This is a genomic window from Pseudomonas sp. GD03842 (assembly GCF_029841165.1).
GTDB lineage: Bacteria > Pseudomonadota > Gammaproteobacteria > Pseudomonadales > Pseudomonadaceae > Aquipseudomonas.
Map to the genome: position 1 here is coordinate 116950 of NZ_JAOCEA010000016.1, position 24569 is coordinate 141518.

The following is a 24569-nucleotide window of genomic DNA, read 5'->3' on the forward strand; positions in this document are numbered from 1 at the left end:
CCTGGCGCTCGGTTGGCCTGAATCGAGCCGCGTTTAGAGGGATTTTTCCGCGTTGAACCCGTCGGCGTTTTCGAAGACGCCCATGAAGCCCGGCACCGTCGATGCCCTTGCCCAGTCACGTTGAAGCTCGCAGTACATCTGCACGCGGCTGATCAGCTTCCCACCCGCTTGCTCGATTCGACGCAACGCCGCTTCGTGCGCGGCCACCGAGGTACCACCCACGGCATCGACCGGTACGTAGACCTCGTAACCTTCCTGCAAAGCGTCGAGGGCTGGAAACGCCAGGCAGGCTTCTGTCCAGAGCGCGGTGATGATGAGCTTGCGGCGGCCGAGAGCCTTGACCGCCTGCTTGAACTCGATGTCTTCCCAACTGTTGATGGACGTTCGATCGTAGGTCGGCAGGTGGCCCAATACCTCCTGCAGCGCCAGGATCGGCGGTTTGTTACGCCCTGTCGCAACGTTGACGGTGGAGTGAATGATCGGAAGGTTGTAGTTGAGCGCTGCCTTGGCCACGCTGGTGATGTTGAATACCAGTTCGTCGCGCGGCATCGAGCGGATCGAAGAGACCTGGACGGGCTGGTAATCGATGATGATCAGCGCCGAATTTTCCGGCGACAAAAGATGATCGGTCAACGGGTTGCGAATGGTCTCGCTTGCCATGTGCTGCTCCTGCTTGGATTTATTGTCGAGGTGTGGGACGGGCCGTACGCTCGCCGTTGCAAACGGACGAGCCAGAGTCTGTCCTCGCCGAATCGAGATCAACTCGATACCCGAACGGCCTCCCGGAGAGGGAAGCCATCAGGCAGCAGGATTGTGCTGTTGCATTCTTCGACTCAGTAGTAGCATGTCGAGCCTTGCTGTGTTGCACAAAGAGGAACGCTGGCGTGGATATCGACGAGTTGCAGACGTTTGTGGAAGTCGCCGACGCCGGGGGGATTTCGCCAGCGGCGGTCCGTCTCGGGGTGTCCAAATCCATGGTCAGCCGCAGGCTCGCCCGCCTCGAGGCCGGTCTGGGCGTGCAGTTGCTGGCTCGCACGACGCGGGGCGCGGCACTGACCGAGGCCGGGACGGCGTTCAGGGATCACGCGGCCAGAATCTGCGCCGAAATCGAGGCCGCTCGCGAAACGATCCTGCCGGAGGGGCCTCTTCGCGGCCGGTTACGCATCGCTGCGCCCCTTTCATTCGGGCCGACCCATTTCGCACCTATGTTGGCGGAACTGGCGCGGCGGCACCCCGCCTTGCACATCCACACGTGCTACAGCGACCGCTTCGTCGACCTCATCGCCGAGGGGTTCGATTGCGCGATTCGCGTCGGTTACCTGGCCGACTCCAATCTGATCGCCCGGGGAATTGGCCCGATCTACACCAAACTGGTCGCCAGCCCCGACTACATCAGTGCGCGGGGCGAGCCGGAGTCGCCGGATGAAGTGCCCGCGCACGAGGCCCTCATGCAGGGCACCGAGCGCTGGCAGTTCAAGGATGGCGCCAACGTGGTGACCGTTCACCCACAGGGCCGGTTCAAGGCTGACAGCGGCGTGGCCTTGGTCGCAGCGGCCAAGGCAGGCCTGGGGATTGCCTACCTGCCGGATTGCCTCACTTATGAACACCTGCTGTCTGGCGCACTGGTTCCGATCATGACGCGGTATCCGCCGCCCCCGGCAGGGGCGTATATCGTGCGCCCGCCCGGTGCCCATCCCGCGCGCAAGATCCAGGCGCTCGCCGAGTTCTTGATCGAGGCCTTTGGACAGTCGCCGCATTTCGCCAGGCCTGTGGGGGGCTAGGGGAGCGCTGGCTGACCAGTGAATGTGCCCGAGGTGAGCTGGCGCTCAACGACGACTTTCCCGCTCGTCAACAGGTTTGGCCGCGGGCGGCTCGTCCTGCATGCGATGGTCCAACAGACTGATCAGGGTGCCCAGCACCGCAATCACCCCCATCATGACCAGACCCACATCTGAAGCGTGCATCATTGACTCCTGAATGCCTTGGGAAGAATTGAAAAAGAGGACGGGTCACGCCATCCGTCGCAGCGCGACCACCATGCCAGCGCCCAGAAGCGCCATGCCGACGATCAGGCTCGGAAACGAAATCCACCAGGGCACGCCGGCGGTCATCATGCTGAACTCCGACATCCCGCCAATGCCGGCAATCAGGTTCAAGGGCAGGAACACCACGTTGATCAGGGTGAGCTTGCGCAGCGCGAGGTTCATGCCGTTGTTGGCCAGGTTGCCGCGCGATTCGATGAGGTTGGCAAACACCTTCGCGTGGATCCTGGCCTGTTGATAGCTTTGTTCGTTTTCGATGATCAGGTCGTTGAGCACCTGCAACTGGTGGTCGCTGAACCCGTGTCGTTGGCCGTGACTGCGCAGCAGGGTGAGCACCGTGCCGTTGCCATGGATCGCGTTGACGTAATACACGAGGCTTTCGCTGAGGTTGTACATCTGCGCCAGTTGCCGGTTGTCCATCGTCTGGGTGAATTGCTGTTGAATCTCTCGGGCCACGTGTTTCACCACCCGCAGATGCCCCAGGTAGTGGTGAACACTTTCAGCCAACAGCGCCATCAGTACATCCAGCGGGCCGGCCAGGTCGGGCGCCTCGTTCAGGCTCGACAGCAGCGAATTGCTGGCGCAAATTACCCCCAGGCGCCGTTCACTCAGCACCACGCCGAACGACGACACATTGAAGGCGCGGCCATCGAAGCTTTCCGGGCGTTTCCAGATCAGGAACAGGTGATCGGGCTTGATTTCGATGCGGGCCACTTCGTCCGGGTCCAGTGAAGAGGCGATCGCTTGGGCGCCGACGCCCAGCCGTTCCTGCAACGCCTTCTGTTCAAGGGCGTCCGGTGCGGTGCACAGCCATACTTCGGCGTGAGTTTCAGGCGCGGCGCGCAGCGCACCGGATTCGATGCAATAGCCGTCGATCATCATTCACCACGCCTGGCCGCGGTGTTTGCGTTCCAGCCGTTGGGTGAAGGCCTGCAACACCCGGCGATACAACTCGTCGCCCAACACAGCGTCTTCGATGCCCGCGTCCAGGTTGGGGTTGTCGTTCACTTCGATGACCAGTACCCGATCGCCGGTCTGCTTGAGGTCGACGCCATACAGCCCGTCCCCGATCAGGCGGGCGGTGTCCACGGCCAGTTTCACCACCTCGGGTGGCGCCTGTTCCACCGGCACTGCGCGACACTGGCCGTTGACCTCGCCTGCGACAGCCTTGTGGTTGTAAATCTGCCAGTGCCCCTTGGACATGAAGTACTGACAGGCGTAGAGGGCTTCGCCGTTGAGCACACCCACTCGCCAGTCGTATTCGGTGTAGCAATATTCCTGGGCGAGCAGCAGCACCGAGTGCTCGAACAGCTCGTGGGCGGCGGCCATCAGGGCCGGGGTGTCGGTGACCTTGATCACCCCGCGCGAGAAGCAACCATCCGGGATCTTCAGCACCAGCGGAAAGCCCAGGCGGCGCCCTACGTGTTCCAGCTCCTGCGCGCGATCCTTGTAGAGAATTTCCGTGGCAGGCATGCCCAGCCCCCGGCGTTTCAGCAAGTCAGCGAGGTAGACCTTGTTGGTGCAGCGAAGAATCGAGGCGGGGTCGTCGATCACCACCAGGCCTTCGCGCTCGGCTTTTTTCGCAAAGCGGTAGGTGTGATCGTCCACCCGCGTCGTTTCGCGGATGAACAGCGCATCGAACTCGGCCAGGCGTGCGTAATCCTTCTTCTCGATCAACTCGACATCGATGCCGAGCCGTTGACCGGTCTGGATGAAACGTTCCAGCGCCTCAGGGTTGGAAGGGGGCAGGGTTTCGGTCGGATCGTGCAGGATGGCCAGATCGTAACGCGCCACCCGGCGGGAGGCAGGCTGACGCCAAGTGCGGCGATTGAAGGCATCCAGCGCGTCGGCGAAAACGTGTTGCTGTTCGTCGCGCAGCCTATGCAGCGCACCGGCTTTGATCCCCGCGATCTGCCAGGTCTCGCCTCGACGAAATTCCACCAGCAGGATAGGGCAGGGGAAAATCTCGAACAGTTGGCGACCAATTTCCTGCAGCGAGGCGATGGAGGCTTTGCCGAAGTACAGCGACAGGGTGAATGCCTCGGTGCTGCCGTAAGGGTGGTTGGCCAACGCCCGTTCCAGAGTGCGTTCCAGGTCGTCCAGTCCGACCCCGTACAGCGCTCTGCGGGCCAGTTCGCTGACCGTTCTCACCGAAGGAAACACCTTGTGCCCACGGGCTTCTGCGAGCAACGAGCAGTAGTAACCCTGCCCCAAGTATTTGTAATGACGGCACAGGTTGATGACCTGGGTGCGATGGGGAAAATCATCGCTGTGTTCGAGGTAGTCCTGCGCCAGCATCAGGCTTTCGCTGGGCAAGTAGTCGGCCCAGTCCTCTTTGCGCTCCACCAGAATCAGCAGTCGACTGCCGGAAGGGTGGGCACTGGGAGGTTCCTCGACCAGAGAGATTGTCGAACGTTCGGATTTGTCCAATACTGCGTTCACGTTGGCTGGCACCGCTGACATGAGTAATCGATCCGTGTTGAAGAAGACGCCGCTTCAATAAATCACGGGCCTTTGGCCCTGTCCCGGTTCGTTACTCAAACATTACGGTGTCGCCATGCTTTTTGATGTTCGCTTTGCGTCAATGGACGATGTGCAGGCTCTGGTGGAACTGGAGCAGGCCTGTTTTACCCTCGATCGGTTGAGCCCGCGCAATTTCCAGTGGATGGTCAGCCGGGCGAATGCCTGCCTGATGGTCGTGACGGCACAGGACTGTCTGGCCGGATACGCCCTGTTGCTGTTTCATCGCGGCACTTCCCTGGCTCGGCTCTATTCGATTGCCGTCAGTCAAACCTGGCGGGGGCACGGCCTGGGTCAGCGCTTGTTGGACGAGGCGCAGGCCTGTGCGCTCGCTCGCAATTGCGCCTGGCTGCGGTTGGAAGTTCGCCCCGATAACCCTGCCGCGATCAGCCTGTACGAGGCCAACGGCTTTGAGCGCTTTGCGATCGTCGAAGACTATTACGAAGACCACGCTGAAGCGTTGCGTTACGAGAAGCGCCTGTTGCGCGACGCCCCGGCGCCCGCTCGCCACGTACCGTATTACCCCCAGACGACCGAGTTCACCTGCGGCGCTGCCTGCCTGCTGATGGCCATGGCAGCCCTGGACGCGCAACGCTCGATGAGCCGTCCTGAAGAAATCCAGCTCTGGCGGGAGGCGACCACCATCTTCATGACCGCAGGCCACGGCGGCTGCAGTCCGCAAGGTCTTGCGCTGGCGGCATGGCGGCGCGGGTTCGACGTGCGGCTTGTGGTCAGTGCGCCGGGCTCGCTGTTTCTGGAGGGTGTTCGCAGCCTGGAGAAGAAAGCCATCATGACGCTGGTGGAAGACAATTTCGCCCAGGCGCTGGGCGAGACGCAGGTGGAGCAGGTGCTGTCCTCCACCCTGGATATCCGTGGGGCCCTGGCCGAAGGCTTCAAGCCGGTGGTGCTGATCAGCAGCTACCGATTCACCCGCCTCAAGGCGCCACATTGGGTGTTGATCACCGGCTGCGATGACGACTTCGTCTACTTGCACGACCCCGATGTGGACCACAGCCGCTACAAGCGCGGCCTCGATTGCCAGCACTTGCCGGTCAGCCACGGCGAATTTCAGCGCATGACCGTGTTCGGTCGCCGAAGGGTTCGGGCCGCCGTCATGTTGCGCAGGCGTTCGTGAGCCTCGCGCCTTCCGTCACGTGTGTGCCAGTCGATAATGGCCCCACCGGGGCGATCACGCCGACACCGCAAGCCCCGGCAACGTGACCGTGACCCGTGCGCCGGACTGGCCATCCTCCCGGTTCGCCATGCGAATCTGGCCGCCAGCGGCCTCGATGATGGAACGGCAGATCGGTAAGCCCATACCCATGCCGGTGCTCTTGGTGGTGAAGAAACTCTGGAACACCTTGTCTTCCAGGCCCGGCGCAATTCCGGGCCCGCTGTCCAGCACTTCGATGCGCAGTTGCCGACCGTCCGGACAGTCGCTGCGCAGCGTCAATGCCCTGGGTGAACGGTTGGCAGAGGCCATCGCCTGAGCGGCATTCATGACCAGATTGACGATGACTTGCTGCAGCAATACGCGGTCCGCTCTTACCGGCGGCAACGCGCCGGTCAGATCCAGGGTCAGGCGAATGGAGTGCTTGCGCAGTTCATGGTCGGTGAACTTCAGGGAATCCTGCACCACTTCGTTGAGCGACACCTGCGTCTCTTCAGCCGGGCGACGCAGTGCCATGGCACGGATGCGGCCGATGACGTCATCGGTCCGTTGCGCTTCGCCGATGATCTGCAGCAGGGCATTTTCGACTTCCTGAAGATCGGGCTGCGGGCGTTTCAGCCAGCGCAGCGCCGCCTGGGCATAGGTGGAAATCGAGGTCAGCGGCTGTTTGATTTCGTGGGTGATGGATGCGCTCAGCTCGCCGAGTATCGAGATACGCGCGACATGGGCGAGTTCGGTTTGCATGATCTCCAGCGCGTGGCGCGCCGCCGCCAGTTCCGAGAGGTCGATGATGCCGATCAGAATCACCCCTCGGGCCAGGTTTTCCTTGGAAAAGCAGGCAGTGAACAGGCATTCGAACACGTTGCCTTCCAGGGTTCTGAGCCGTGTGACCTCAATGTTGTTGGGCAGGCCGGCGAGGGATTTGACCACGCAGCGGGCATACACCTGAATGCTTTCGTCTGGCCAGTAGCGGTCGATCGTTCCGAGCATTTCGTTGCGGTCGCCCCGCCCGAACAAACGCAGGCTGTGGTCGTTCAGGTCCAGCACCCGAGTGCTTTGCATCATGTCGCGCACGACCTCGGGATGAGCCAGGAAATACGGCTCCAGGTCCCGCACGCCGGCGTCCAGCAGCGCCCGGATCTTGGGGCCGACAGCAGTGAAGTCCAACTCCCAGAAGGACGCGGCCATGGCCTGAAACAGGTTGCGGTAACGGTACTCGCTGGCCTTGAGGTGGCGCTCCAGGTCCTTGGCCGAGGAAATGTCATAGCCTGTTTCCAGAATGCCGACCGGGTTGCCGCCAGCATCCTTGAGCAGGGACCAGCGAGCGTTCACCAGTCGGCGGTCACCGCTTCCGGTCAGTCGCGACAATTCCCCTTCCCAGTAGCCGTCTGCGAGCACCTGGGCATCGGCAGTCGAATGCGCATCGCAGCCATGCTTGCATTTGAGCAAGGTGCGCGCGTTGGCGCCGAGTGCGGTGTGCGAGGGCCATCCGTACAGCGCGGCGGACGCCGAGTTCCAGAAGTGGATCGTTCCTTCCATGTCCCGCACGAATACCGCATCGTGAAAACGCTCGAACACCTCGGCCTCAGCACGTGAGAGGGGGGGCGTCATGGGATTGTTCTCCACGCACTGTCAGGGTGATGTGTTGCGGTAGGGTGTCGGGCGGGCATGCGCTCAGGCCTCACCCGCCAGAAACGCGACCGCGCTGGCGATGGTCCGGGCATCCCCGAGTATCCGACGGTGCCCCAGTCCCTCTGTCACCTGCAATCTGGCTTCCGGCCAGGCCGCCTGCAAGGCCCTGGATTGAGACAGGTCGACGACTCGGTCACTGCTGTCATGAATGATCAGCCCGGCATGATGAAGGTTTGCAGTCAAACTCGACAGCGTTGTCGAATCCAGGTCGACCCCGGTGAAGGTTTCGACCCACGCCTCAAAGCGCAATGCAAGCCCTTGTTCGAGCCCCTGGGCGCGTGCCGTTCCGGTGACGACCTGTCTCATCGAACTCGGCCCACACAGGTGCACACTCTTTTGCACCGACAAGCCGTTGGCCAGCGCCCACAGCGCCGCGGTCGAGCCGGCGGAGTGGGCGATCAGCGCTTCGAACCCGCCGCCCGCCTGGGCCAAGCTCAAGGCGCATCGCGCCGCGTGGATCATGCTCGAAGCCGCCCCGTCGGAGTCGCCGTGGCCTGGCGCATCGAAGAGCACCACGCTGCGACCCGCTGCGAGCAGCGGCGCCACGAACCCGGCCAAGTGCGAGCCACGACTGCACCAGCCGTGCATGAGCAGCACGCGAGGGCCGTCGCCGAAGGTCCAGTAGGCGACCTCCTGTCGATCCAAGGTCAGGGAAGTCCGCCTGCCCGTGGCCAGGAACGCCACTTCTTCGGCAGAGGCCGGCACGCGCTCCGGAATCGCGAAAGCTTCGCACGCAGCACGCAGTTCGGGGTCCGCCGGGAGAAAGGATAGGAGGCTGTTCAAAACGACATCCTTGCCACAAAGGCGGCTATTCGGGTTTTGGAAAGTCGACGACGGTATCGTTGATGCGGTTGAACACGTTGGTAAAGGTGATCACCGAAATTGCCAGGCCGATGTGCACGATGTCTTCGCCCTGGTAGCCCACCGCTTGCAGCGCCTGCACCTGCGATTCCGGCAGCGTGCCGGGATTGAGCGCCAGGTGGCGTACGAATGACACCAGGGCATCTCGACGGGCATCACCGGTCGTTACGCCGTCACGGATCGCGTGCAGCGTGTCGGGAGACAGGCCGACTAGCTTGCCGACCATGCTGTGCGCAGCGACGCAGTAGTCGCAGCCCGCCAGTTCGCTGATGACCAGCTTGACGGTTTCCTGGTCCGGTTTGCTCAAGGGGCCGCTGGCGAGCACCTTATCGGCTGCGAGCATCGCCTGCAGTGCGGCTGGCGCCAGGCTGGCGAGCGCCGCGTAGGCGTTCGGCACCTTACCTACGGATTTCTTGATGCTGGCGTAAGTCTCGGCTGTGGCGCCTGTGGCTTGGTCGGCGGGAATAGCAGTGAAACGAGGCATTGATTTCTCTCCGCAGCAGTGTGGGCAAGGGACAGTTCCGTCCCGGTGGGTGACCCTACAGGCCAAGGCGCTGCTGTACGTAGCGCCCTGGCCAACGTTCAACTGGCGTTCGCTGTCTGCGCGCCCATGACCAGCACGGCGCGCAACTTGACGTCGGCGCGCATCATCCGCGCGTAGGCCTGCGGCGCCTGTTCAAGCGGGAAGGTTTCCACCAGCGGCCGGATCTGTTGCAGGTTGGCGAAGGCCAGCGTTTGCTCATTGTCGATGACCGTGCCGGTCAGGGCGCCGCTGACCGAGCGCGCACCGAAAATCAGGTCTGTGGCATTGACGGCCAAGGGCTCGCCCGGCACGGCCACGACCACCAGTTGCCCACGAGGGGACAGACCGGGAATGGTCTGCGCCATGCCTTGTGCGGTCGGTGCAGTGCCGAGCACCACTTTGGCCCCACCCAGGCTACGCAACGCCTCGGCGACGTTCTCGCTTGTCGCGTCGATGTAGCGGTGAGCGCCCAGCGACATGGCCAGCTCGGCCTTGTTGGCGCCGCGCGCAATCGCCACGGTATGGAAACCCATCTTGCGAGCGAACTGCACGCCCAGATGGCCGAGCCCGCCGAGCCCGTGGATGGCCACGACATCACCGGCCTGAGCACCTGAATGGCGCAGCGCATTGAAGGTCGTGAGGCCGGCACACAGCAGCGGAGCGGCTTCAGCGGCGTCCAGGTCTTCAGGCACCTTCACCAGCCCACGGGCCTCGGCAATCATGATTTCGGCATAACCGCCATCGGTGGTCATGCCGGTGATCACCGGATTCTGGCAGGTCACGGGATCCCCTTGCCGGCAGGACGGACAGGTGCCGTCTTCACCGGCCAGAAAGCCAACGCCCACCCGTTGACCGATACGCCAGCTCGGTACGCCATCGCCGAGTGCCTCGATGCGGCCAATCACTTCGTGGCCGGGGACACGGGGATATGGGACGCCCGCGAAACCCTCGACCGTGGCGCTGTCGGAATGGCACACACCGCAGGCTTCGATCCGGATGCGCACTTGGCCAGGGCCTGGCGTGGGAATCGGGCGCTCGACGAGTTCCAGTTGGCCTGGGGCGGTCGCGACGACGGCTTTATAGGTGGTCAGGGATGTCATGATGGATCGCTCGCAATTAGGATGAATTGAACCGGCGCAGGGGAACTTGTGGATTGCTCAGTCATCGCCCTTGGCTCTTTGTTATCGACTACAGAGAAAGTCTGCGATCAACGGGACATCCGCAACGTCGTTAGTTGACCCTTGGGTGTTCATTAGTACGAGTAGAAGAACGGGATGAATAGGATTTTGGTGCGAATTACAGGGTTTCTCGGCACTTGGCTCGCTCTTTTTATAATGAGTGGCGCACAGCGGCACACTACAACAATCAATGCAGTTTGCCGTTCGCGTTAATGAATAAAAGGCCCTCGATGTCACCTGATATTCATTATAGGATGCGACGCCATTCATCCTCTCGATGACGGCACCGCATCGTGCGCATCGTGCAGGGCGTTGACGCGAAATAAAACGACATTTACGGTCATGTTTTCGGACATGGCGCTGGACGGAGTGGGGCATGCACACAATCGGCTACTTCCTGACCGATGGATTTCAGGTCATGGCACTGGGCACCCAGTCGGTGTTCGAGTTCGCCAACGTCGTCGCCAGGGAGCAGGTCTATCAGGTCACCAATTATTCGTTGTCGGGGGGCGTGGTCGTGTCATCGATCGGCGCCTCGGTCAATACTCAGCCTGTGACGCCCGAATCGCGGGCCGATACCTGGATGGTGTCGGGTATCGTCGATCCAATCGGCCATGTCAGCACTGCCGAAGAACTCGGCTTCATTCAGCGCGCCGCCGGGCAGGCGCAGCGGGTGGGCGGGATGTGCACAGGGGCCTTCGTATTGGCCGAGGCTGGGCTGCTCGATGGCAAGAAAGTCACGACCCATTGGGCCTACGCCAGCGTTCTCAAGGAGCGGTTCCCCTTGACCCTCGTGGAAGCGGATTCCATTTTCATCAATGACGGCGCCATCTGGACCTCCGCCGGCTTGTCCGCCGCGATGGACCTGGCCCTGGGGATGGTCGAGAAGGACCTGGGCCACGAGATCGCGAACAAGGTGGCACGGGTGCTGGTCATGTATCACCGACGCTCCGGGGGGCAGTCCCAGCATTCGGAAATGCTGAACATCGCGCCCAAATCCGACCGCGTGCAGGCGGCGCTGGATTACGCCCGATCTCACCTGAAAGATGACCTCAGTGCCGAGGCCCTGGCTCGCACCGTGCACCTGAGCGAACGTCAGTTTCGCCGGGTGTTCCTGTCCGAAACCGGACTCTCTCCGGCCAAGGCCGTCGAACAGCTTCGCCTGGAGACGGCGCGCAACATGCTTCAGCGCAGTCAGCACTCGCTGGAAATCATTGCGCGGGAAACCGGCTTCCGCGACCGGCGTCATTTGCGCGAAGTGTTCATTCGCAAACTTGGCGTATCGCCCCAGTCATTCCGGCGTGAAGCCAGAGAGGGCGAGAATGAATCAGTGAGCGACGCGTCTTCGGTCTCCGGCTCATAACGGCGATGACGTTTGCTGTAAGTCCTTTAGTTGCATCAGACCTAACCTTAGGTATGAATTGACCTTGAGCCCCGCGCGGTACAAAGTTCACCGCATCCTGTAAGGGATGCGGACTTATCGGATGTTCTTGTTGATCCGCTTGCACCACTGAAGTGTCCCCGTACGATCCGTATATGCACTTGATTCGAACATCAAGTGGGCAGAATGGAATATCGAAGTTAGTTCAACCGCCGAGGAACGGACTCTCTTCTCATTCTGCCGGGTTTTCAACAGCAGCGATGGCAGGGGAGATTGACATGCAGAACATGATGGTTGCGACGGCGACCCGGATGGACGAGCCGGTCGTCTTCGTGGTGGACGACGATCCGGTGCTCAGCGGTGCACTGGCCAGCCTGCTCAGGTCCGTTGGCCACCACGTCGTGGCGCTGGGCGACCCGGAGGAACTGTTCCTGCACCCGCTGGCCGGGCAAGCGGCCTGCCTGATCCTGGATGTTCGGTTGCAAGGCTACAGCGGGTTCGATCTGCAACGGCGTTTGAGCGACGCCGGCAGCCGCCTGCCGGTCATTTTCATCACCGGCTATGGCGACATTCCCATGTCGGTCCGTGCGATGAAAGCAGGGGCCGTGGATTTCCTGACCAAGCCCTTTAGCTCCCAGGATCTGATCGACGCTGTGGCCAGGGCGCTCGCGGTATACGCCGAGTACCTGCAAAAACAGGAAGCTGTAGACGCGTTGCGCAGGCGATTCGAATGCCTGACTCCCCGAGAGCGTCAAGTCATGGGCGGGGTCGCCAACGGGTTTCTCAATAAGCAGATCGCCAGCCAACTGGAAGTCAGCGAAATCACGGTCAAGCTTCATCGCGCCAACATGATGAAAAAGATGCACGTGCGCACCGTCGCCGACGTGGTGCGGGCGAGTCGTCAACTGGAACTGTCGTAGCGCGGAGAGCATGCACATGTCTGCAATGCCAGCCCTTGAATTCTCATTACACGATGCCGTGCGTGCGCCCCAGGGGCACTGCGCACCGGGCACATCCCAGGATGCGTCCGCCGATCGCCCCCTCAAAAGGCCTCAGGAGTCATTGGCGCCCTGGCGCGTCAAAAAGGCCAAGGACCTGATGATTCGGCTCATGGCCCAGGGCTGCTCGATCGAGTGGATCGCCAGGGAGTGTGCCATTTCCAGAAGTCATTTTTCCCGCGCCTTCAAAAATGCCACCGGGATGGCGCCGCATGACTGGTTTCGCAGGGAGCAGATCCGCCGGGCAGAAGCACTGCTGCGCCAGCGTAAATTGCCGATCTGTCAGGTGGCCCATGAATGCGGTTTTTCGGATCAATCCTACTTCACCCGAGTATTCAGGCAGTTGAATGGCATCAGTCCGAAATCCTGGCAGTCCAACGCATGCCAGCCAGAGGCCTAGTGGGTGGATCACATACCCCGTATCGCCATCGTCGACGACGATCAATCCTGTCGCATGGCACTGGCCAGCCTGGTGCGTTCGCTCGGCTATGTGCCGTGTGTATGCTCAAGCGCCGAAGATTTCCTCGCGCTGATCGATGCCGAGGATGTCGATTGCCTGATCTCCGACGTACAAATGCCCGGCATGGATGGGTTGGCCTTGCAGCGCTCGCTGCTCGCCAAGGGACGGTCGCTGCCCATCCTGTTCATCACCGCCTATCCCAAGGAGTCGGCGCGCAGAGCGGCCATCGCAGGCGGGGCCTTGTGTTTCCTGGGCAAACCGTACGACGCACAACTGATCATCGATTGTCTTGAGTCTGTCGTGACGAAAGCCTGACGCTTCAACAGGCTTGGCCCAAATGGCATCCCGCGTCAAAGATACGCGCGGGGCTCATTGGCACCCCGCTGCCGCTCCCGTTGCAGAATCCTTTCAACGCCTGCGCGCTCTTCGGTTACTATCCCGCGGATATTCGGTCGGGAGTGTGACGGGTTGAACGAAGCGAACGAGGTGCGGTTCGAGTGCAACGGCTGTGGCCGTTGTTGCCAGAATCATCACATACCGCTGACCCTGAATGAGGCTGTGCGGTGGGTCGCCGACGGCGGCCAACTGATCATTCTGGTGGACGGCTTTGTCGAAGACGGCCCCGGATTCGACAGCGCCCAACGCGCTCACCTGATGAGACGTTCGCGCGCCGTTCACTGCGCAACGCTGCAACCCCGCGTGATGATCACCTTTGCCGCGTTCAATCCCGGGCGCTGCCGATACCTGCAGGACGATAACCGCTGCGGCCAGTATGAAAGCCGGCCTCTGGTATGCCGGATCTATCCCGCCGAAATCAATCCATCCATTACCTTGAATCCCGAGGCCAAAGACTGTCCTGAGGAGGTTTGGGTCGAGGGTCCCGTCCTGATTCATCGAGAGCGAGGCGTGGACCCAGTACTGGGCGCGCTGATCGAACGGTCGCGCCAGGCCGATCGCGATGACATCGTTCGCAAAGTGGCCATCTGTGAACGGTTGGGCATCCACGTCAGCGCCATTCGAGGCAATGGCTACACCGCCTGGCTACCGGACGGGCAGCAATGGCTGCAGGCGCTGGCCGACACCGACGGCCAGACCGAGACTCAGGTGCAGTGGGCGTTCGAAACGTCGAACGAGCAGTTGGCGGCGCAACTGGCCGGGCTTGGCATCGCACTGAGCGCCAGCGCCAGTCATCAAGGAGCGTTTATCGGCCTGGCATAAGCATTGCCGGTCTGCTGCGCATTTCGATCATCAAGTTGTCACTTTGAGTCATTGAGCGTGACCGGAGTGGTGGTTAATGTCTGCGCCATGAACGGGACCCCGAGAGTGGCCCCGACGACGCGACAGGCCCCCAGAGCGCCTGCGCTTTCCGTGATGACGTTCGATGGAGTTGTGTATGGCCGCCGCTCAGTACCCGCACCTGCTGGCCCCGCTGGATCTGGGATTCACCACCCTGCGCAACCGCACCCTGATGGGGTCGATGCACACTGGCCTCGAGGAAAAACCCGGCGGTTTCGAGCGCATGGCCGCGTATTTTGCCGAGCGCGCCCGCGGCGGCGTCGGGCTTATGGTGACGGGCGGCATCGCGCCCAATGCCGAGGGTGGGGTGTATGCCGGGGCGGCCAAACTGACCACGCCCGAAGAAGCCGACCACCATCGCATCGTGACCCGGGCCGTGCATGAGGCCGGTGGCAAGATCTGCATGCAGATCCTCCACGCGGGGCGTTATGCCTACAGCCCTCAACAGGTCGCGCCCAGCGCCATTCAGGCGCCGATCAACCCCTTCAAGCCCAGAGAGCTGGATGAAGAAGGCATCGAAAAGCAGATTCAAGACTTCGTGACCTGCGCCACCCTGGCCCAGCGCGCCGAATACGACGGTGTGGAAATCATGGGCTCGGAAGGCTATTTCATTAACCAGTTTCTGGTAGCGCACACCAACCATCGCACTGACCGATGGGGCGGCAGTTATGAAAACCGCATGCGCCTGCCGGTCTCGATCGTGCGCCGAGTGCGAGAAGCGGTCGGGCCGAATTTCATCATCATCTATCGTTTGTCGATGCTCGATCTGATCGAAGGCGGCAGCACGTGGGAAGAAGTGGTGCAGTTGGCCCAGGCCATCGAGCAGGCCGGTGCGACGATCATCAACACCGGCATCGGCTGGCACGAAGCGCGTATTCCGACCATCGCTACCAAAGTGCCGCGTGCAGCATTTGCCAAGGTCACAGCGAAGATGCGTGGGTCGGTGTCGATCCCGCTCATTACCACCAACCGCATCAACACCCCGGAGGTGGCCGAGCAGGTGCTGGCCGAGGGCGACGCGGACATGGTGTCCATGGCGCGCCCGTTCCTCGCCGACGCCGATTTCGTCAACAAGGCGGCTGCCGGTCGCGCCGATGAGATCAACACCTGCATCGGCTGCAACCAGGCCTGTCTGGACCACACCTTCGGCGGCAAGCTCACCAGTTGCCTGGTCAATCCACGTGCCTGCCACGAAACGGAACTCAACTACCTGCCGGTCCAGCAGGCGAGAAAGATCGCCGTCGTCGGTGCTGGCCCTGCCGGACTTGCGGCCGCGACCGTGGCGGCGGAACGCGGGCACGACGTCACGCTGTTCGACTCGGCCGCCGAGATCGGTGGGCAGTTCAACATCGCCAAACGCATCCCAGGCAAGGAAGAATTCTACGAAACCCTGCGCTACTTCGGTCGCAAATTGCAGACCACAGGTGTCGATGTGCGTTTGAATACGCGGGTGGCAGTGGAGGACCTCGCAGGCAAAGGTTACGACGAAGTGATTCTGGCCACGGGGATCGCGCCTCGGGTCCCCGCCATTCCGGGCATCGATCACCCCAGTGTGTTGAGTTACCTGGACGTGATCCTGCAGCGCAAGCCAGTCGGGCCGTCAGTGGCGGTGATCGGTGCGGGTGGCATCGGTTTCGACGTCTCGGAATTCCTCGTGCACCAAGGAATAGCGACCAGCCTGGACCGCGACGCCTTCTGGGAAGAGTGGGGCATCGATGGCAGTTTGAAGGCCCGCGGCGGTGTCGCCGGCATCCAGCCGCACCCTCACGCACCGGCGCGCCAAGTGTTTCTGTTACAGCGCAAGGCGTCCAAGGTCGGCGATGGCCTGGGTAAAACCACCGGCTGGATTCATCGTACGGGGCTCAAAAACAAGAAGGTGCAGATGCTCAACAGCGTGGAGTACCTGAAGATCGACGACGCGGGCCTGCATATCCGGATCGGCGCCGAGGGCGAGGAAAGAGTCCTGGCCGTAGACAACGTGGTGATCTGCGCCGGGCAGGACCCGTTGCGCGAGCTGTACGAGGGCTTGCAAGCGGCGGGGCAGAGCGTGCACCTGATCGGGGGCGCCGACGTGGCTGCGGAGCTGGATGCCAAGCGTGCCATCAACCAGGGGTCGCGGCTGGCAGCGGCCCTGTAGGCGGGGTGCCCTGGTGGTTCGGGTGGACGCCGCACGCGTGCACGTCCACCCGCGTCAATGAGCGTGATCCTTCGCAGTCCCGAGCGAGCCGTTTCCAGGTAGCCCTGCAGCCCGCTAAACTCGCACGCCCCGTCGTGCGGTGAAGGCCATGTTCGCTCCAGCTCCACTCCACCTGCTCACCCTTCCGTGGCTCACTCGCGCCGCGGTCGACGTTGCGATCCTGCGCCTGGACCTCATCGACCCCCTCATCAGCGGCAACAAGTGGTTCAAGCTCAGCCATCATCTCGACGCCGCCAAGCTTGCAGGGGCCAATGGGCTCATGAGCCTGGGCGGCGCTCATTCCAACCATCTGCATGCGTTGGCAGCGGCGGGGCAGCGCCTGGGCTTTTCCACCGTCGGCCTGCTGCGCGGCCATCCCGTGCAAACCCCGACCGTTCGCGACCTCGAAGGGTTCGGGATGGCCTTGCATTGGCTCGGCTATGCAGGGTATCGCGCGCGACATGAAGCGGACTTCTGGCTGCCCTGGCAAGCCCGTTATCCGAGGTTGTATCCCGTTCCCGAAGGCGGAGGGGGCAGGGACGGCGCGCTGGGCTGCGCGCCCATCGTGCACCAGGCCCGTGCCCGGCTTGGAGCGTTGGGCTGGAACGATTACCAAGGCTGGTGGCTGGCCTGCGGAACGGGCACCACCCTGGCGGGGCTGGCCTTGGCTGAAGACCGGCCGCGCAAGGTCTACGGCGCGATGGCGGTGCCCGAAGGACACGGCGTCGCCGAGAATGTCCGCGGCCTGTTGGGCGCTGCATTCGATGATCGGTACGAATTGCTCGACGCCAGCCGGGGCGGGTTCGCGAAAGTCGATGCTCAATTGCTCGAATTCATCGCCACCAGCGAGGCTCAAAGTGGTGTTCCGCTGGAGCCCCTGTACACCGGCAAGGCGTTGCTGGCATTGAAGCTGGCTGTCGAGGCGGGCCGGTTTGCGGCGGGCACCCGACTGATCTTGGTGCACACGGGCGGCCTGCAGGGCAGACGGGCCATCGCCGCCCTCTAGCCACTCAGCTCGACGAGGAGCTTTCGAGTCCTGCCTCGGCCCGGCCCGGCAGCCGTTACGGCCAGTGCCACCGGCGCACCTTTCTGGTCCGAGCCTGGGGTGGCACGAATCCTGCGCACCAGACGCGACGACAGGTCGGTTCTGAGCATGTCGGCGACTCATCTGGAGTCGGTCCGCTCACGCGCTGTCTCGATAATCGATTCTTTTCACCCGCGCCGAGGTATGCATGACCACTCCCACCCCTGAGCAGGTCGATCCTGCCACTTTGAGAAAAGTCATCGTTGCGGCCAGTATCGGCAATTTTGTCGAGTGGTTCGATTTCGCGGTGTACGGATTTCTCGCCACCACCATTGCCCAGGAATTCTTTCCCAGCGGCGATGCCAGTGCCGCCTTGCTCAAGACGTTCGCCGTCTTCGCGGTGGCGTTCGCCTTCCGCCCGCTGGGTGGTCTGTTTTTCGGCATGCTGGGCGACAGGATCGGCCGCAAGCGTACGCTGGCATTCACCATTTTGCTGATGGCGGGCGCCACGACGCTGATCGGCGTGCTGCCCACTTACGCCGCCATCGGCGTCACCGCTCCCATCCTGTTGACGGTCATTCGATGCGCGCAAGGTTTTTCCGCAGGCGGCGAATATGCCGGCGCGTGCGCGTACCTGATGGAGCACGCTCCAAGGGGCAAGCGCGCGTGGTACGGCAGTTTCGTGCCCGTCTCGACCTTTGCCGCGTTCGCCTCGGCAGCCATTTTCGCCTATGCGCTCGAAGCCTCGCTGTCGACTGAAGCCATGAGCAGTTGGGGCTGGCGCCTGCCTTTCCTGGTGGCCGCGCCCTTGGGGCTGGTCGGCTTGTACCTGCGTTGGAAACTGGACGAGACGCCGGCGTTTCAAGCGGTCGAAGAAGAGCACGCCGTCGCCCACTCGCCGCTGAAGGACACCCTGCGCCACCATGGAGGTGCGATTCTGGCGTTGGGCGCCTTCATTTCCCTGACGGCCCTGTCGTTTTACATGTTCACCACGTATTTCGCGACCTACCTGCAAGTGGCGGGGGGGCTGAGCCGCGCCACGGCGTTGCTGGTGTCGCTGATCGCGCTGTTGTTCGCTGCCGCAATGTGCCCGGTCGCGGGGGCGTTTTCCGACAAGGTCGGGCGGCGTAACACGGTGATCACCGCCTGTGTGCTGCTGGCTGTCATGGTGTACCCATCGTTTCTCATGGCCAGCTCCGGTTCGTTCGCCGGTTCAATCGTGGGCGTGATGCTTTTGGCCACCGGCGCGGTGTTGTGCAACGTGGTGACGGCCGCGCTGCTTTCGGAAACCTTTCCGACCCGCACCCGCTACACCGCTTCGGCGATCACCTACAACATGGCCTACACGATTTTCGGCGGGACCGCACCGCTGATGGCCACCTGGCTGATTGGCCTGACGGGCAGCAACCTGGCCCCGGCGTTCTACCTGATTGCCATCGCCCTGCTGGGGCTGGTGGGCGGACTGGCCTTGCGCGAAACCTGCAAGGTCTCGCTGGACGAAGTGGACGGCACATTGGGTCAGCGTCATCGGATGCAGCCCGCCGCGTGATCGGCTCCGGGTGGGTTTGCAGGCGGTGGTGTCTTGAGCGACGCCGCTGCCTGGAAGGGACGCCAATGGCGGCGTCCGACCACGGCACCCGTGAGCGGTCAGCCGATCAAAGGGCCGTTCACAAATTTGTGTCAGGGCATGGTCAAGCTGCCCCAAAAAATGGCACATTGGCCCTCCTTTGTGCCGCCGACATCTTCTGTAACCAATTAGCGGGCGGCGCCTCTCCCTCTCGATGGAAGACCCGGATGGCCGTTCCCAGCCCCATGACCGCGACGCCTGCACGCCCTCAATCCAGCCCGCTGGTCATGCGCATCATCGGCGCCGTGGCGCTGGCCCACCTGCTCAATGACCTGATCCAGTCGATCCTGCCGTCGATCTACCCGATGCTCAAAGCCAGCTACGGGCTGAGTTTCACCCAGGTCGGCCTGATCACCCTGACGTTTCAAGTGACCGCTTCGCTGCTTCAGCCCTGGGTCGGTTATTACACGGACCGCCACCCCAACCCGCTGGTGCTGCCAGTGGGCTCGCTGTGCATTCTGGCTGGGGTGCTGATGCTGGCGACGGTGGGCAGTTTCCCGCTCATTCTGCTGGCCGCCGGGTTGATCGGCATCGGTTCCTCGACCTTCCACCCTGAGGCATCGCGCATTGCGCGCCTGGCCTCCGGCGGCCGCTTCGGTCTGGCGCAGTCGAGTTTCCAGGTGGGGGGCAACAGCGGCTCGGCCATAGGGCCATTGTTGGCGGCCGCGATCATCATTCCGTTTGGTCAAGGGCACATCGCCTATTTCGGTCTGGTCGCGCTGTTCTCAGTGGGGCTGCTGTACGCCATCAGCCGCTGGTACAAGAAACACTTGGCACTGTTCAAGCTCAAGGCCGGCACGGCGGCGACCCATGGCCTTTCCAGGGCGCGTGTCACCAGCGCCTTGGTGGTGCTGGCGTTACTGGTTTTCTCGAAGTATTTCTACATGGCCAGTTTCACCAGTTACTTCACCTTCTTTCTGATCGACAAATTCCAGCTCAGCGTGGCCAGCTCGCAATTGCACCTGTTCATGTTTCTGGCGGCCGTCGCAGCCGGCACGTTCTTCGGCGGTCCGATCGGCGACAAGATTGGCCGTAAAGCGGTCATCTGGTTTTCGATTCTAGGCGTGGCGCCGTTCACTATTGCCTTGCCGTATGCCGATTTGTTCTGGACCAGTGTGCTGAGCGTGATCATCGGCTTCATCCTGGCCTCGGCGTTCTCGGCCATCGTGGTCTATGCCCAAGAGCTGGTACCGGGCAATGTCGGGATGATCGCCGGGATCTTCTTCGGCCTGATGTTCGGCTTCGGCGGCATCGGCGCTGCCCTTCTTGGTCACCTCGCGGATCTTCACGGCATCGTGTTTGTCTACACCCTCTGTTCGTACCTCCCGCTGCTGGGCATATTGGCCATTTTGCTTCCGAAGACGACACACTGATGCTGACAGCGGTTCTTATCTTTCTGGCCACCATTACCCTGGTGATCTGGCAACCCAAGGGGCTGGGCGTCGGCTGGAGTGCGACGTTCGGCGCGGTGCTGGCGCTGCTGTTCGGGGTCGTTCACCTGACGGACATTCCGCAGGTCTGGCACATCATCTGGAACGCGACCGGCACCTTCATTGCGCTGATCATCATCAGCCTGCTGCTGGACGAGGCCGGCTTTTTCAACTGGGCCGCCTTGCATGTGGCGCGCTGGGGAAGGGGCAGCGGCAGGCGTCTGTTCGCCTTCATCGTGCTGCTCGGTGCGCTGGTCTCGGCACTGTTCGCCAATGACGGCGCCGCACTGATCCTCACCCCCATCGTCATGTCGATGCTGCTGGCGCTGCGGTTTTCACCCGCGACCACGCTGGCCTTCGTCATGGCTGCCGGCTTCATCGCGGACACCGCGAGCCTGCCGCTGGTGGTGTCGAACCTGGTCAATATCGTTTCAGCGGACTACTTCGGCATTGGCTTCAACCGCTATGCATCGGTGATGGTGCCGGTCAATCTGGTGAGCGTCGCCGCGACCCTGGCGGTGCTGATGCTGTTCTTCCGCCGCGATGTTCCGGACACATTCGACACCGCGCAATTGGCGGACCCGACCACGGCCATTCACGACCGGGCGACCTTCATCGCCGGGTGGTGGGTGTTGGTCATTCTGCTGATCGGGTGCTTTGCGCTAGAGCCGTTGGGCATCCCTATCAGCGCGATCTCGGCCGTCTGTGCGGCGATCCTGCTGGGCATCGCGGCGAAAGGGCACACCATCGCCACGCGAAAGGTGATGAAAGAAGCGCCGTGGCAGATCGTGATTTTCTCTTTGGGCATGTACCTGGTGGTCTACGGGCTGCGCAACGCCGGCATGACCTCGTACCTGGCCGGATGGCTTGACCGCTTCGCCGATTATGGGCTGTGGGGCGCAGCCATGGGCACCGGGGTACTGACCGCCCTGTTGTCATCGGTGATGAACAACCTGCCGACGGTGCTGATCGGGCTGCTGTCGATCGATGCCAGCCAGGCGCAGGGCCCGCTGCAGGAAGCGATGATCTACGCCAACGTGATCGGCAGCGACCTGGGGCCGAAAATCACGCCCATTGGCAGCCTGGCGACCTTGCTCTGGCTGCACGTGCTGGCGCGCAAGGGCGTGAGCATCGGTTGGGGCTATTATTTTCGCGTCGGCATCGTGTTGACCTTGCCAGTGCTGCTGATCACCCTGGCGGCGCTGGTGGTGCGGCTGAGCCTGTGAGCTGCCCGGGTTCGGCCGCCAGAGGCCAGTGATCCGGAACCACAAAGACGCGCTCGGCTTCTTCCCAATGCCCCTCAGGCGTGGGGGCCAGGCGCGCCATCAGTTGCGCATGGGCCTGGGGATCTGACGCGGGGAGCCACGCCGCCACGGTTTCCCCCTGCCAAGGTGCCTCGACGCGAGCCGGGGCCAGCCACTCGGCGCGAGGCACCCATTGCCAGCGTTGCGGCGAGCGTTGCTCGATGAACGCCGGCCAGTCCTTTTGGTGCAGCCACTGCCCGCGTAAGTGGGCCGGGTGCGCGCCGACGGGCGACCGGCATTCGCCTTGCCAGGGGTACAGCAAATAGCCGCCCATCCACAGGTGTGTCTGGAATTCCTCGATCCTTAATGCGGCCAGCGCCTCGCGGCTTTCCGGGCGTCCCGACATCGGCAACTGATGTTGGTTGAGGTGCGCCAGTTTTGCGCCCAACCGGTCATGGGAGCCCGGGCCGAGCCAGTTCATCGGGTCAATCCCATCGGCCTGCTGGGGCCCGAGATAGAATTTGATCGCCAGTTCGATATGGTGTACGCCGCCCTTGTCACGCACCAGCATGTCCAGTTCGCCGAGCGTATGATGGGCGACCCGAATCGGCAGGTTGGCGGCCACCAGCTCCACGCCTGGGGCATGCTCGATCGCAAACTGCCACAAGTGCTCGTAATACAGGCCCAGTCGGCGGATGGAACGGCGCGAGAGCCACTGGCTCAAAGGCTGGGGATCGCGGTCCAGGCGATGCAGAAAGTCCGTTAGCGCCTGCGGGTCCTCGACCCAGTCGCTGCCTGCCAATGGATGGCGTTGCGGCCATTCGGTCAGGCTCAGCATGGGCGGTGAAACCATCACCCACGCCAGGTCGCGTACCTGTGCAGTGCGCAGTTGGCGGGGCAGGGCGGTGAGGGTTGGAAATGGCGTCATCGCGGCAGAATAGCAGGACCGTCGATGGCTCACAGTCACCTTTCATGCACGAAAACCGCGTCGCGGCGCTGCGTTGGCGTTTGTCGGTTTGCCGCTATCGACCCCATCGCCCATAATCGCGTTCTTTACCGGCATGAACACCGCAGGAGCCCCATGGAGCAGTTTCGCAATATCGGCATCATTGGTCGCCTGGGCAGCTCTCAGGTCCTGGAGACCGTCCGCCGGCTCAAGAAATTCCTGATGTCTCGGCACCTGCATGTGATCCTTGAAGACACCATTGCCGAGGTCTTGCCTGGCCATGGCCTGCAAACGTCATCACGCAAGCTGCTGGGCGAGGTCTGCGACATGGTCATCGTGGTGGGCGGCGACGGCAGCCTGCTCGGCGCGGCCCGTGCCCTGGCCAAGCACCATGTGCCGGTACTGGGGATCAACCGGGGCAGTCTGGGCTTTCTGACCGACATCCGCCCCGATGAGCTGGAAGTGAAGGTGGCCGAGGTGCTGGACGGCCATTACCTGGTGGAAAACCGATTCCTGTTGCAAGCCGAAGTCCGTCGCCACGGCGAGGCCATCGGCCAGGGCGACGCGCTGAACGACGTGGTCCTGCACCCCGGCAAATCTACGCGGATGATCGAATTCGAAATCTACATCGACGGTCAATTCGTCTGCAGCCAGAAGGCCGACGGGCTGATCGTGGCGACGCCGACCGGCTCCACCGCCTACGCCTTGTCGGCGGGTGGCCCGATCATGCACCCCAAGCTGGACGCCATCGTCATCGTGCCGATGTACCCGCACACCCTGTCCGGTCGGCCAATCGTCGTCGATGGAAACAGCGAGCTGAAAATCGTTGTCTCAAAGGACATGACGATCTACCCCCAGGTCTCCTGCGATGGACAAAACCACTTCACCTGCGCGCCGGGTGACACCGTGACCGTGAAAAAGAAACCGCAAAAACTGCGTCTGATTCACCCGCTGGACCACAACTATTACGAAGTCTGCCGGACCAAACTCGGTTGGGGCAGTCGGCTTGGCGGCGGGGGCGACTGATGCTCGATCCCGCGCGTGGCTACGATCTGATCGGTGACGTGCATGGTTGTGCCCAGACCCTTGAGCACTTGCTCGACACCCTCGGTTACCGCTTTCAGGCAGGCGTCTGGCGCCATCCCGAGCGCATCGCCCTGTTCCTGGGCGACATCATCGACCGCGGCCCACGCATTCGCGAGGCGCTGCACATCGTCCACGACATGGTGGTCGCCGGTCAGGCGTTCTGCATCATGGGCAACCACGAATTCAACGCGTTGGGCTGGGCCACTCCGGCGCCACCGGAGAGCGGCAAACAGTTCGTGCGTGAACATACGCCGCGCCACGCACGGCTGTTGGGCGAAACCCTGGCGCAGTTCGAGGGCCATCCCGGTGACTGGAATGACTTCCTCACGTGGTTCTATGAACTGCCGCTGTTCATCGACGCCGAGCGCTTTCGCCTGGTCCATGCCTGCTGGGACGCCAGCCTGATCGAGCCCCTGCGCAGCGCGCACGGCGATGGCCGTGTCGATCAGCATTTCGTTCAGGCCTCGGCGGTGCCCGGCAGTTTTGCCAGCGCCGTTTTCGACCGCCTGCTGCGTGGCACCGACATGCGGCTGCCCCATGGCATGACGTTGACCGGTGGAGACGGCCTCACGCGTGCGTCGTTTCGTACCAAGTTCTGGGAAGACGATCCCCAGACCTATGGCGATGTGGTGTTCCAGCCTGACGCTTTGCCCGAGCCTGTGGCCAAGCGCCCGCTCTCCGACTCCGAAAAGAACGCCTTGCTGCGCTATGGCCCCGATCAGCCGTTGCTGTTCGTTGGGCATTACTGGCGCAGTGGAATCCCCGCGCCGATTCGCCCGAATCTGGCGTGCCTGGACTACAGCGCCGTGCTGTACGGCAAATTGGTGGCTTACCGTCTGGACCAGGAAACCGTCATTGACCCGGCCAAGTTTGTCTGGGTCGATGTCGAACGGCCGGTTGAGCGACTTTGATGC

Annotated in this window: 24 protein-coding genes; 14 read left to right on the plus strand and 10 right to left on the minus strand. The window is 62.5% G+C overall.

Annotation, left to right across the window (positions count from 1 at the left end):
* Positions 1-33: 33 nt before the first annotated feature.
* On the minus strand, positions 34-660 hold the full coding sequence (locus N5D61_RS21365; RefSeq protein WP_279894147.1) for a hydrolase: 627 nt from the start codon (positions 658-660) through the stop codon (positions 34-36).
* 224 nt (positions 661-884) lie between these two features.
* Between N5D61_RS21365 and N5D61_RS21370 the strand changes: the two genes are divergently transcribed.
* Positions 885-1781 (plus strand): LysR family transcriptional regulator, encoded by an 897-nt coding sequence (locus tag N5D61_RS21370; RefSeq protein WP_279894148.1) that lies wholly within the window; start codon positions 885-887, stop codon positions 1779-1781.
* A 45-nt stretch (positions 1782-1826) separates the two neighbouring features.
* On the opposite strand, the gene N5D61_RS21375 is transcribed toward N5D61_RS21370, so the two are convergent.
* From N5D61_RS21375 to N5D61_RS21385, 3 genes are read right to left on the minus strand one after another with little or no spacing between them, the layout of a single operon-like run.
* Complete coding sequence (locus N5D61_RS21375; protein WP_177411083.1) at positions 1827-1964, minus strand: hypothetical protein; 138 nt, start codon at positions 1962-1964, stop codon at positions 1827-1829.
* Positions 1965-2009: 45 nt separating this feature from the next.
* The gene (locus tag N5D61_RS21380) at positions 2010-2921 is read right to left on the minus strand and encodes a magnesium transporter CorA family protein (protein WP_108238900.1); all 912 of its coding nucleotides are present in this window, start codon (positions 2919-2921) and stop codon (positions 2010-2012) included.
* A gap of 3 nt (positions 2922-2924) precedes the next feature.
* A complete protein-coding gene (locus N5D61_RS21385) occupies positions 2925-4505 on the minus strand; it encodes a RimK family protein (protein WP_279894149.1) in 1581 nt (526 codons plus the stop codon).
* Between the two features lie 94 nt (positions 4506-4599).
* Here N5D61_RS21385 and N5D61_RS21390 point away from each other — a divergent pair, with 94 nt between their 5' ends.
* Complete coding sequence (locus tag N5D61_RS21390; RefSeq protein WP_279894150.1) at positions 4600-5697, plus strand: GNAT family N-acetyltransferase/peptidase C39 family protein; 1098 nt, start codon at positions 4600-4602, stop codon at positions 5695-5697.
* Between the two features lie 54 nt (positions 5698-5751).
* Here the strand turns inward: N5D61_RS21390 and N5D61_RS21395 are convergent, their stop codons facing one another.
* The 4 genes from N5D61_RS21395 to N5D61_RS21410 all read right to left on the minus strand — a co-directional run bounded on the left by N5D61_RS21395 (position 5752) and on the right by N5D61_RS21410 (position 9909).
* Positions 5752-7344, minus strand: coding sequence for an ATP-binding protein (locus N5D61_RS21395; RefSeq protein ID WP_108238795.1), 1593 nt, complete (start codon positions 7342-7344; stop codon positions 5752-5754).
* A 63-nt stretch (positions 7345-7407) separates the two neighbouring features.
* Positions 7408-8208 (minus strand): alpha/beta fold hydrolase, encoded by an 801-nt coding sequence (locus tag N5D61_RS21400; RefSeq protein ID WP_279894152.1) that lies wholly within the window; start codon positions 8206-8208, stop codon positions 7408-7410.
* Positions 8209-8233: 25 nt separating this feature from the next.
* Positions 8234-8770 (minus strand): carboxymuconolactone decarboxylase family protein, encoded by a 537-nt coding sequence (locus N5D61_RS21405; protein ID WP_108238793.1) that lies wholly within the window; start codon positions 8768-8770, stop codon positions 8234-8236.
* Positions 8771-8868: 98 nt separating this feature from the next.
* On the minus strand, positions 8869-9909 hold the full coding sequence (locus N5D61_RS21410) for an alcohol dehydrogenase catalytic domain-containing protein (RefSeq protein WP_108238792.1): 1041 nt from the start codon (positions 9907-9909) through the stop codon (positions 8869-8871).
* A 454-nt stretch (positions 9910-10363) separates the two neighbouring features.
* Between N5D61_RS21410 and N5D61_RS21415 the strand changes: the two genes are divergently transcribed.
* From N5D61_RS21415 to N5D61_RS21445, 7 genes are all read left to right on the plus strand, one after another.
* On the plus strand, positions 10364-11350 hold the full coding sequence (locus N5D61_RS21415; protein ID WP_108238791.1) for a GlxA family transcriptional regulator: 987 nt from the start codon (positions 10364-10366) through the stop codon (positions 11348-11350).
* A gap of 296 nt (positions 11351-11646) precedes the next feature.
* Positions 11647-12288, plus strand: coding sequence for a response regulator (locus N5D61_RS21420; protein WP_279894154.1), 642 nt, complete (start codon positions 11647-11649; stop codon positions 12286-12288).
* Positions 12289-12304: 16 nt separating this feature from the next.
* Positions 12305-12766 carry an AraC family transcriptional regulator gene (locus tag N5D61_RS21425; RefSeq protein ID WP_279894155.1) on the plus strand — a complete coding sequence of 154 codons (462 nt, stop codon included), beginning with the start codon at positions 12305-12307 and terminating at the stop codon, positions 12764-12766.
* A gap of 3 nt (positions 12767-12769) precedes the next feature.
* Positions 12770-13141, plus strand: coding sequence for a response regulator (locus tag N5D61_RS21430; protein WP_279894156.1), 372 nt, complete (start codon positions 12770-12772; stop codon positions 13139-13141).
* A gap of 153 nt (positions 13142-13294) precedes the next feature.
* Positions 13295-14044 (plus strand): YkgJ family cysteine cluster protein, encoded by a 750-nt coding sequence (locus N5D61_RS21435; protein WP_279894157.1) that lies wholly within the window; start codon positions 13295-13297, stop codon positions 14042-14044.
* A 175-nt stretch (positions 14045-14219) separates the two neighbouring features.
* The gene (locus N5D61_RS21440; protein WP_279894158.1) at positions 14220-16259 is read left to right on the plus strand and encodes an NADPH-dependent 2,4-dienoyl-CoA reductase; all 2040 of its coding nucleotides are present in this window, start codon (positions 14220-14222) and stop codon (positions 16257-16259) included.
* 148 nt (positions 16260-16407) lie between these two features.
* A complete protein-coding gene (locus N5D61_RS21445) occupies positions 16408-17304 on the plus strand; it encodes a pyridoxal-phosphate dependent enzyme (RefSeq protein WP_279894159.1) in 897 nt (298 codons plus the stop codon).
* Here N5D61_RS21445 and N5D61_RS21450 read toward each other — a convergent pair.
* Positions 17301-17453: a hypothetical protein gene (locus tag N5D61_RS21450; protein ID WP_279894160.1), complete on the minus strand. Its 153-nt coding sequence runs from the start codon at positions 17451-17453 to the stop codon at positions 17301-17303. The two genes, N5D61_RS21445 and N5D61_RS21450, sit on opposite strands and share 4 nt — an antisense overlap.
* Positions 17454-17530: 77 nt before the next feature.
* Here N5D61_RS21450 and N5D61_RS21455 point away from each other — a divergent pair, with 77 nt between their 5' ends.
* The 3 genes from N5D61_RS21455 to N5D61_RS21465 all read left to right on the plus strand — a co-directional run bounded on the left by N5D61_RS21455 (position 17531) and on the right by N5D61_RS21465 (position 21605).
* Positions 17531-18871, plus strand: a complete 1341-nt coding sequence (locus N5D61_RS21455) for an MFS transporter (RefSeq protein ID WP_108238785.1) — start codon at positions 17531-17533, stop codon at positions 18869-18871.
* Between the two features lie 245 nt (positions 18872-19116).
* Positions 19117-20322, plus strand: coding sequence for an MFS transporter (locus N5D61_RS21460; RefSeq protein ID WP_279894161.1), 1206 nt, complete (start codon positions 19117-19119; stop codon positions 20320-20322).
* Complete coding sequence (locus N5D61_RS21465; protein ID WP_279894162.1) at positions 20322-21605, plus strand: arsenic transporter; 1284 nt, start codon at positions 20322-20324, stop codon at positions 21603-21605. Before N5D61_RS21460 ends, N5D61_RS21465 begins: the two co-directional genes overlap by 1 nt.
* Here the strand turns inward: N5D61_RS21465 and N5D61_RS21470 are convergent.
* On the minus strand, positions 21568-22551 hold the full coding sequence (locus tag N5D61_RS21470; protein WP_279894163.1) for a DUF1853 family protein: 984 nt from the start codon (positions 22549-22551) through the stop codon (positions 21568-21570). The two genes, N5D61_RS21465 and N5D61_RS21470, sit on opposite strands and share 38 nt — an antisense overlap.
* 153 nt (positions 22552-22704) lie before the next feature.
* On the opposite strand from N5D61_RS21470, the gene N5D61_RS21475 reads away from it, so the two are divergent.
* Together N5D61_RS21475 and N5D61_RS21480 are read left to right on the plus strand one after the other, a co-directional pair.
* Positions 22705-23595: an NAD(+) kinase gene (locus N5D61_RS21475; protein ID WP_108238781.1), complete on the plus strand. Its 891-nt coding sequence runs from the start codon at positions 22705-22707 to the stop codon at positions 23593-23595.
* Positions 23595-24566, plus strand: a complete 972-nt coding sequence (locus tag N5D61_RS21480; RefSeq protein WP_108238780.1) for a metallophosphoesterase — start codon at positions 23595-23597, stop codon at positions 24564-24566. The genes N5D61_RS21475 and N5D61_RS21480 overlap by 1 nt, the downstream gene beginning before the upstream one ends.
* Positions 24567-24569: the final 3 nt, after the last annotated feature.

Bases quoted from the DNA above. Each gene is read 5' to 3' on its own strand.
- N5D61_RS21365 (WP_279894147.1), bottom strand. From the start codon at position 660: ATGGCAAGCGAGACCATTCGCAACCCGTTGACCGATCATCTTTTGTCG.
- N5D61_RS21375 (WP_177411083.1), bottom strand. From the start codon at position 1,964: ATGCACGCTTCAGATGTGGGTCTGGTCATGATGGGGGTGATTGCGGTG.
- N5D61_RS21380 (WP_108238900.1), bottom strand. From the start codon at position 2,921: ATGATCGACGGCTATTGCATCGAATCCGGTGCGCTGCGCGCCGCGCCT.
- N5D61_RS21385 (WP_279894149.1), bottom strand. From the start codon at position 4,505: ATGTCAGCGGTGCCAGCCAACGTGAACGCAGTATTGGACAAATCCGAA.
- N5D61_RS21390 (WP_279894150.1), top strand. From the start codon at position 4,600: ATGCTTTTTGATGTTCGCTTTGCGTCAATGGACGATGTGCAGGCTCTG.
- N5D61_RS21395 (WP_108238795.1), bottom strand. From the start codon at position 7,344: ATGACGCCCCCCCTCTCACGTGCTGAGGCCGAGGTGTTCGAGCGTTTT.
- N5D61_RS21405 (WP_108238793.1), bottom strand. From the start codon at position 8,770: ATGCCTCGTTTCACTGCTATTCCCGCCGACCAAGCCACAGGCGCCACA.
- N5D61_RS21410 (WP_108238792.1), bottom strand. From the start codon at position 9,909: ATGACATCCCTGACCACCTATAAAGCCGTCGTCGCGACCGCCCCAGGC.
- N5D61_RS21415 (WP_108238791.1), top strand. From the start codon at position 10,364: ATGCACACAATCGGCTACTTCCTGACCGATGGATTTCAGGTCATGGCA.
- N5D61_RS21420 (WP_279894154.1), top strand. From the start codon at position 11,647: ATGCAGAACATGATGGTTGCGACGGCGACCCGGATGGACGAGCCGGTC.
- N5D61_RS21425 (WP_279894155.1), top strand. From the start codon at position 12,305: ATGTCTGCAATGCCAGCCCTTGAATTCTCATTACACGATGCCGTGCGT.
- N5D61_RS21440 (WP_279894158.1), top strand. From the start codon at position 14,220: ATGGCCGCCGCTCAGTACCCGCACCTGCTGGCCCCGCTGGATCTGGGA.
- N5D61_RS21445 (WP_279894159.1), top strand. From the start codon at position 16,408: ATGTTCGCTCCAGCTCCACTCCACCTGCTCACCCTTCCGTGGCTCACT.
- N5D61_RS21450 (WP_279894160.1), bottom strand. From the start codon at position 17,453: ATGCTCAGAACCGACCTGTCGTCGCGTCTGGTGCGCAGGATTCGTGCC.
- N5D61_RS21455 (WP_108238785.1), top strand. From the start codon at position 17,531: ATGACCACTCCCACCCCTGAGCAGGTCGATCCTGCCACTTTGAGAAAA.
- N5D61_RS21460 (WP_279894161.1), top strand. From the start codon at position 19,117: ATGGCCGTTCCCAGCCCCATGACCGCGACGCCTGCACGCCCTCAATCC.
- N5D61_RS21465 (WP_279894162.1), top strand. From the start codon at position 20,322: ATGCTGACAGCGGTTCTTATCTTTCTGGCCACCATTACCCTGGTGATC.
- N5D61_RS21470 (WP_279894163.1), bottom strand. From the start codon at position 22,551: ATGACGCCATTTCCAACCCTCACCGCCCTGCCCCGCCAACTGCGCACT.
- N5D61_RS21475 (WP_108238781.1), top strand. From the start codon at position 22,705: ATGGAGCAGTTTCGCAATATCGGCATCATTGGTCGCCTGGGCAGCTCT.
- N5D61_RS21480 (WP_108238780.1), top strand. From the start codon at position 23,595: ATGCTCGATCCCGCGCGTGGCTACGATCTGATCGGTGACGTGCATGGT.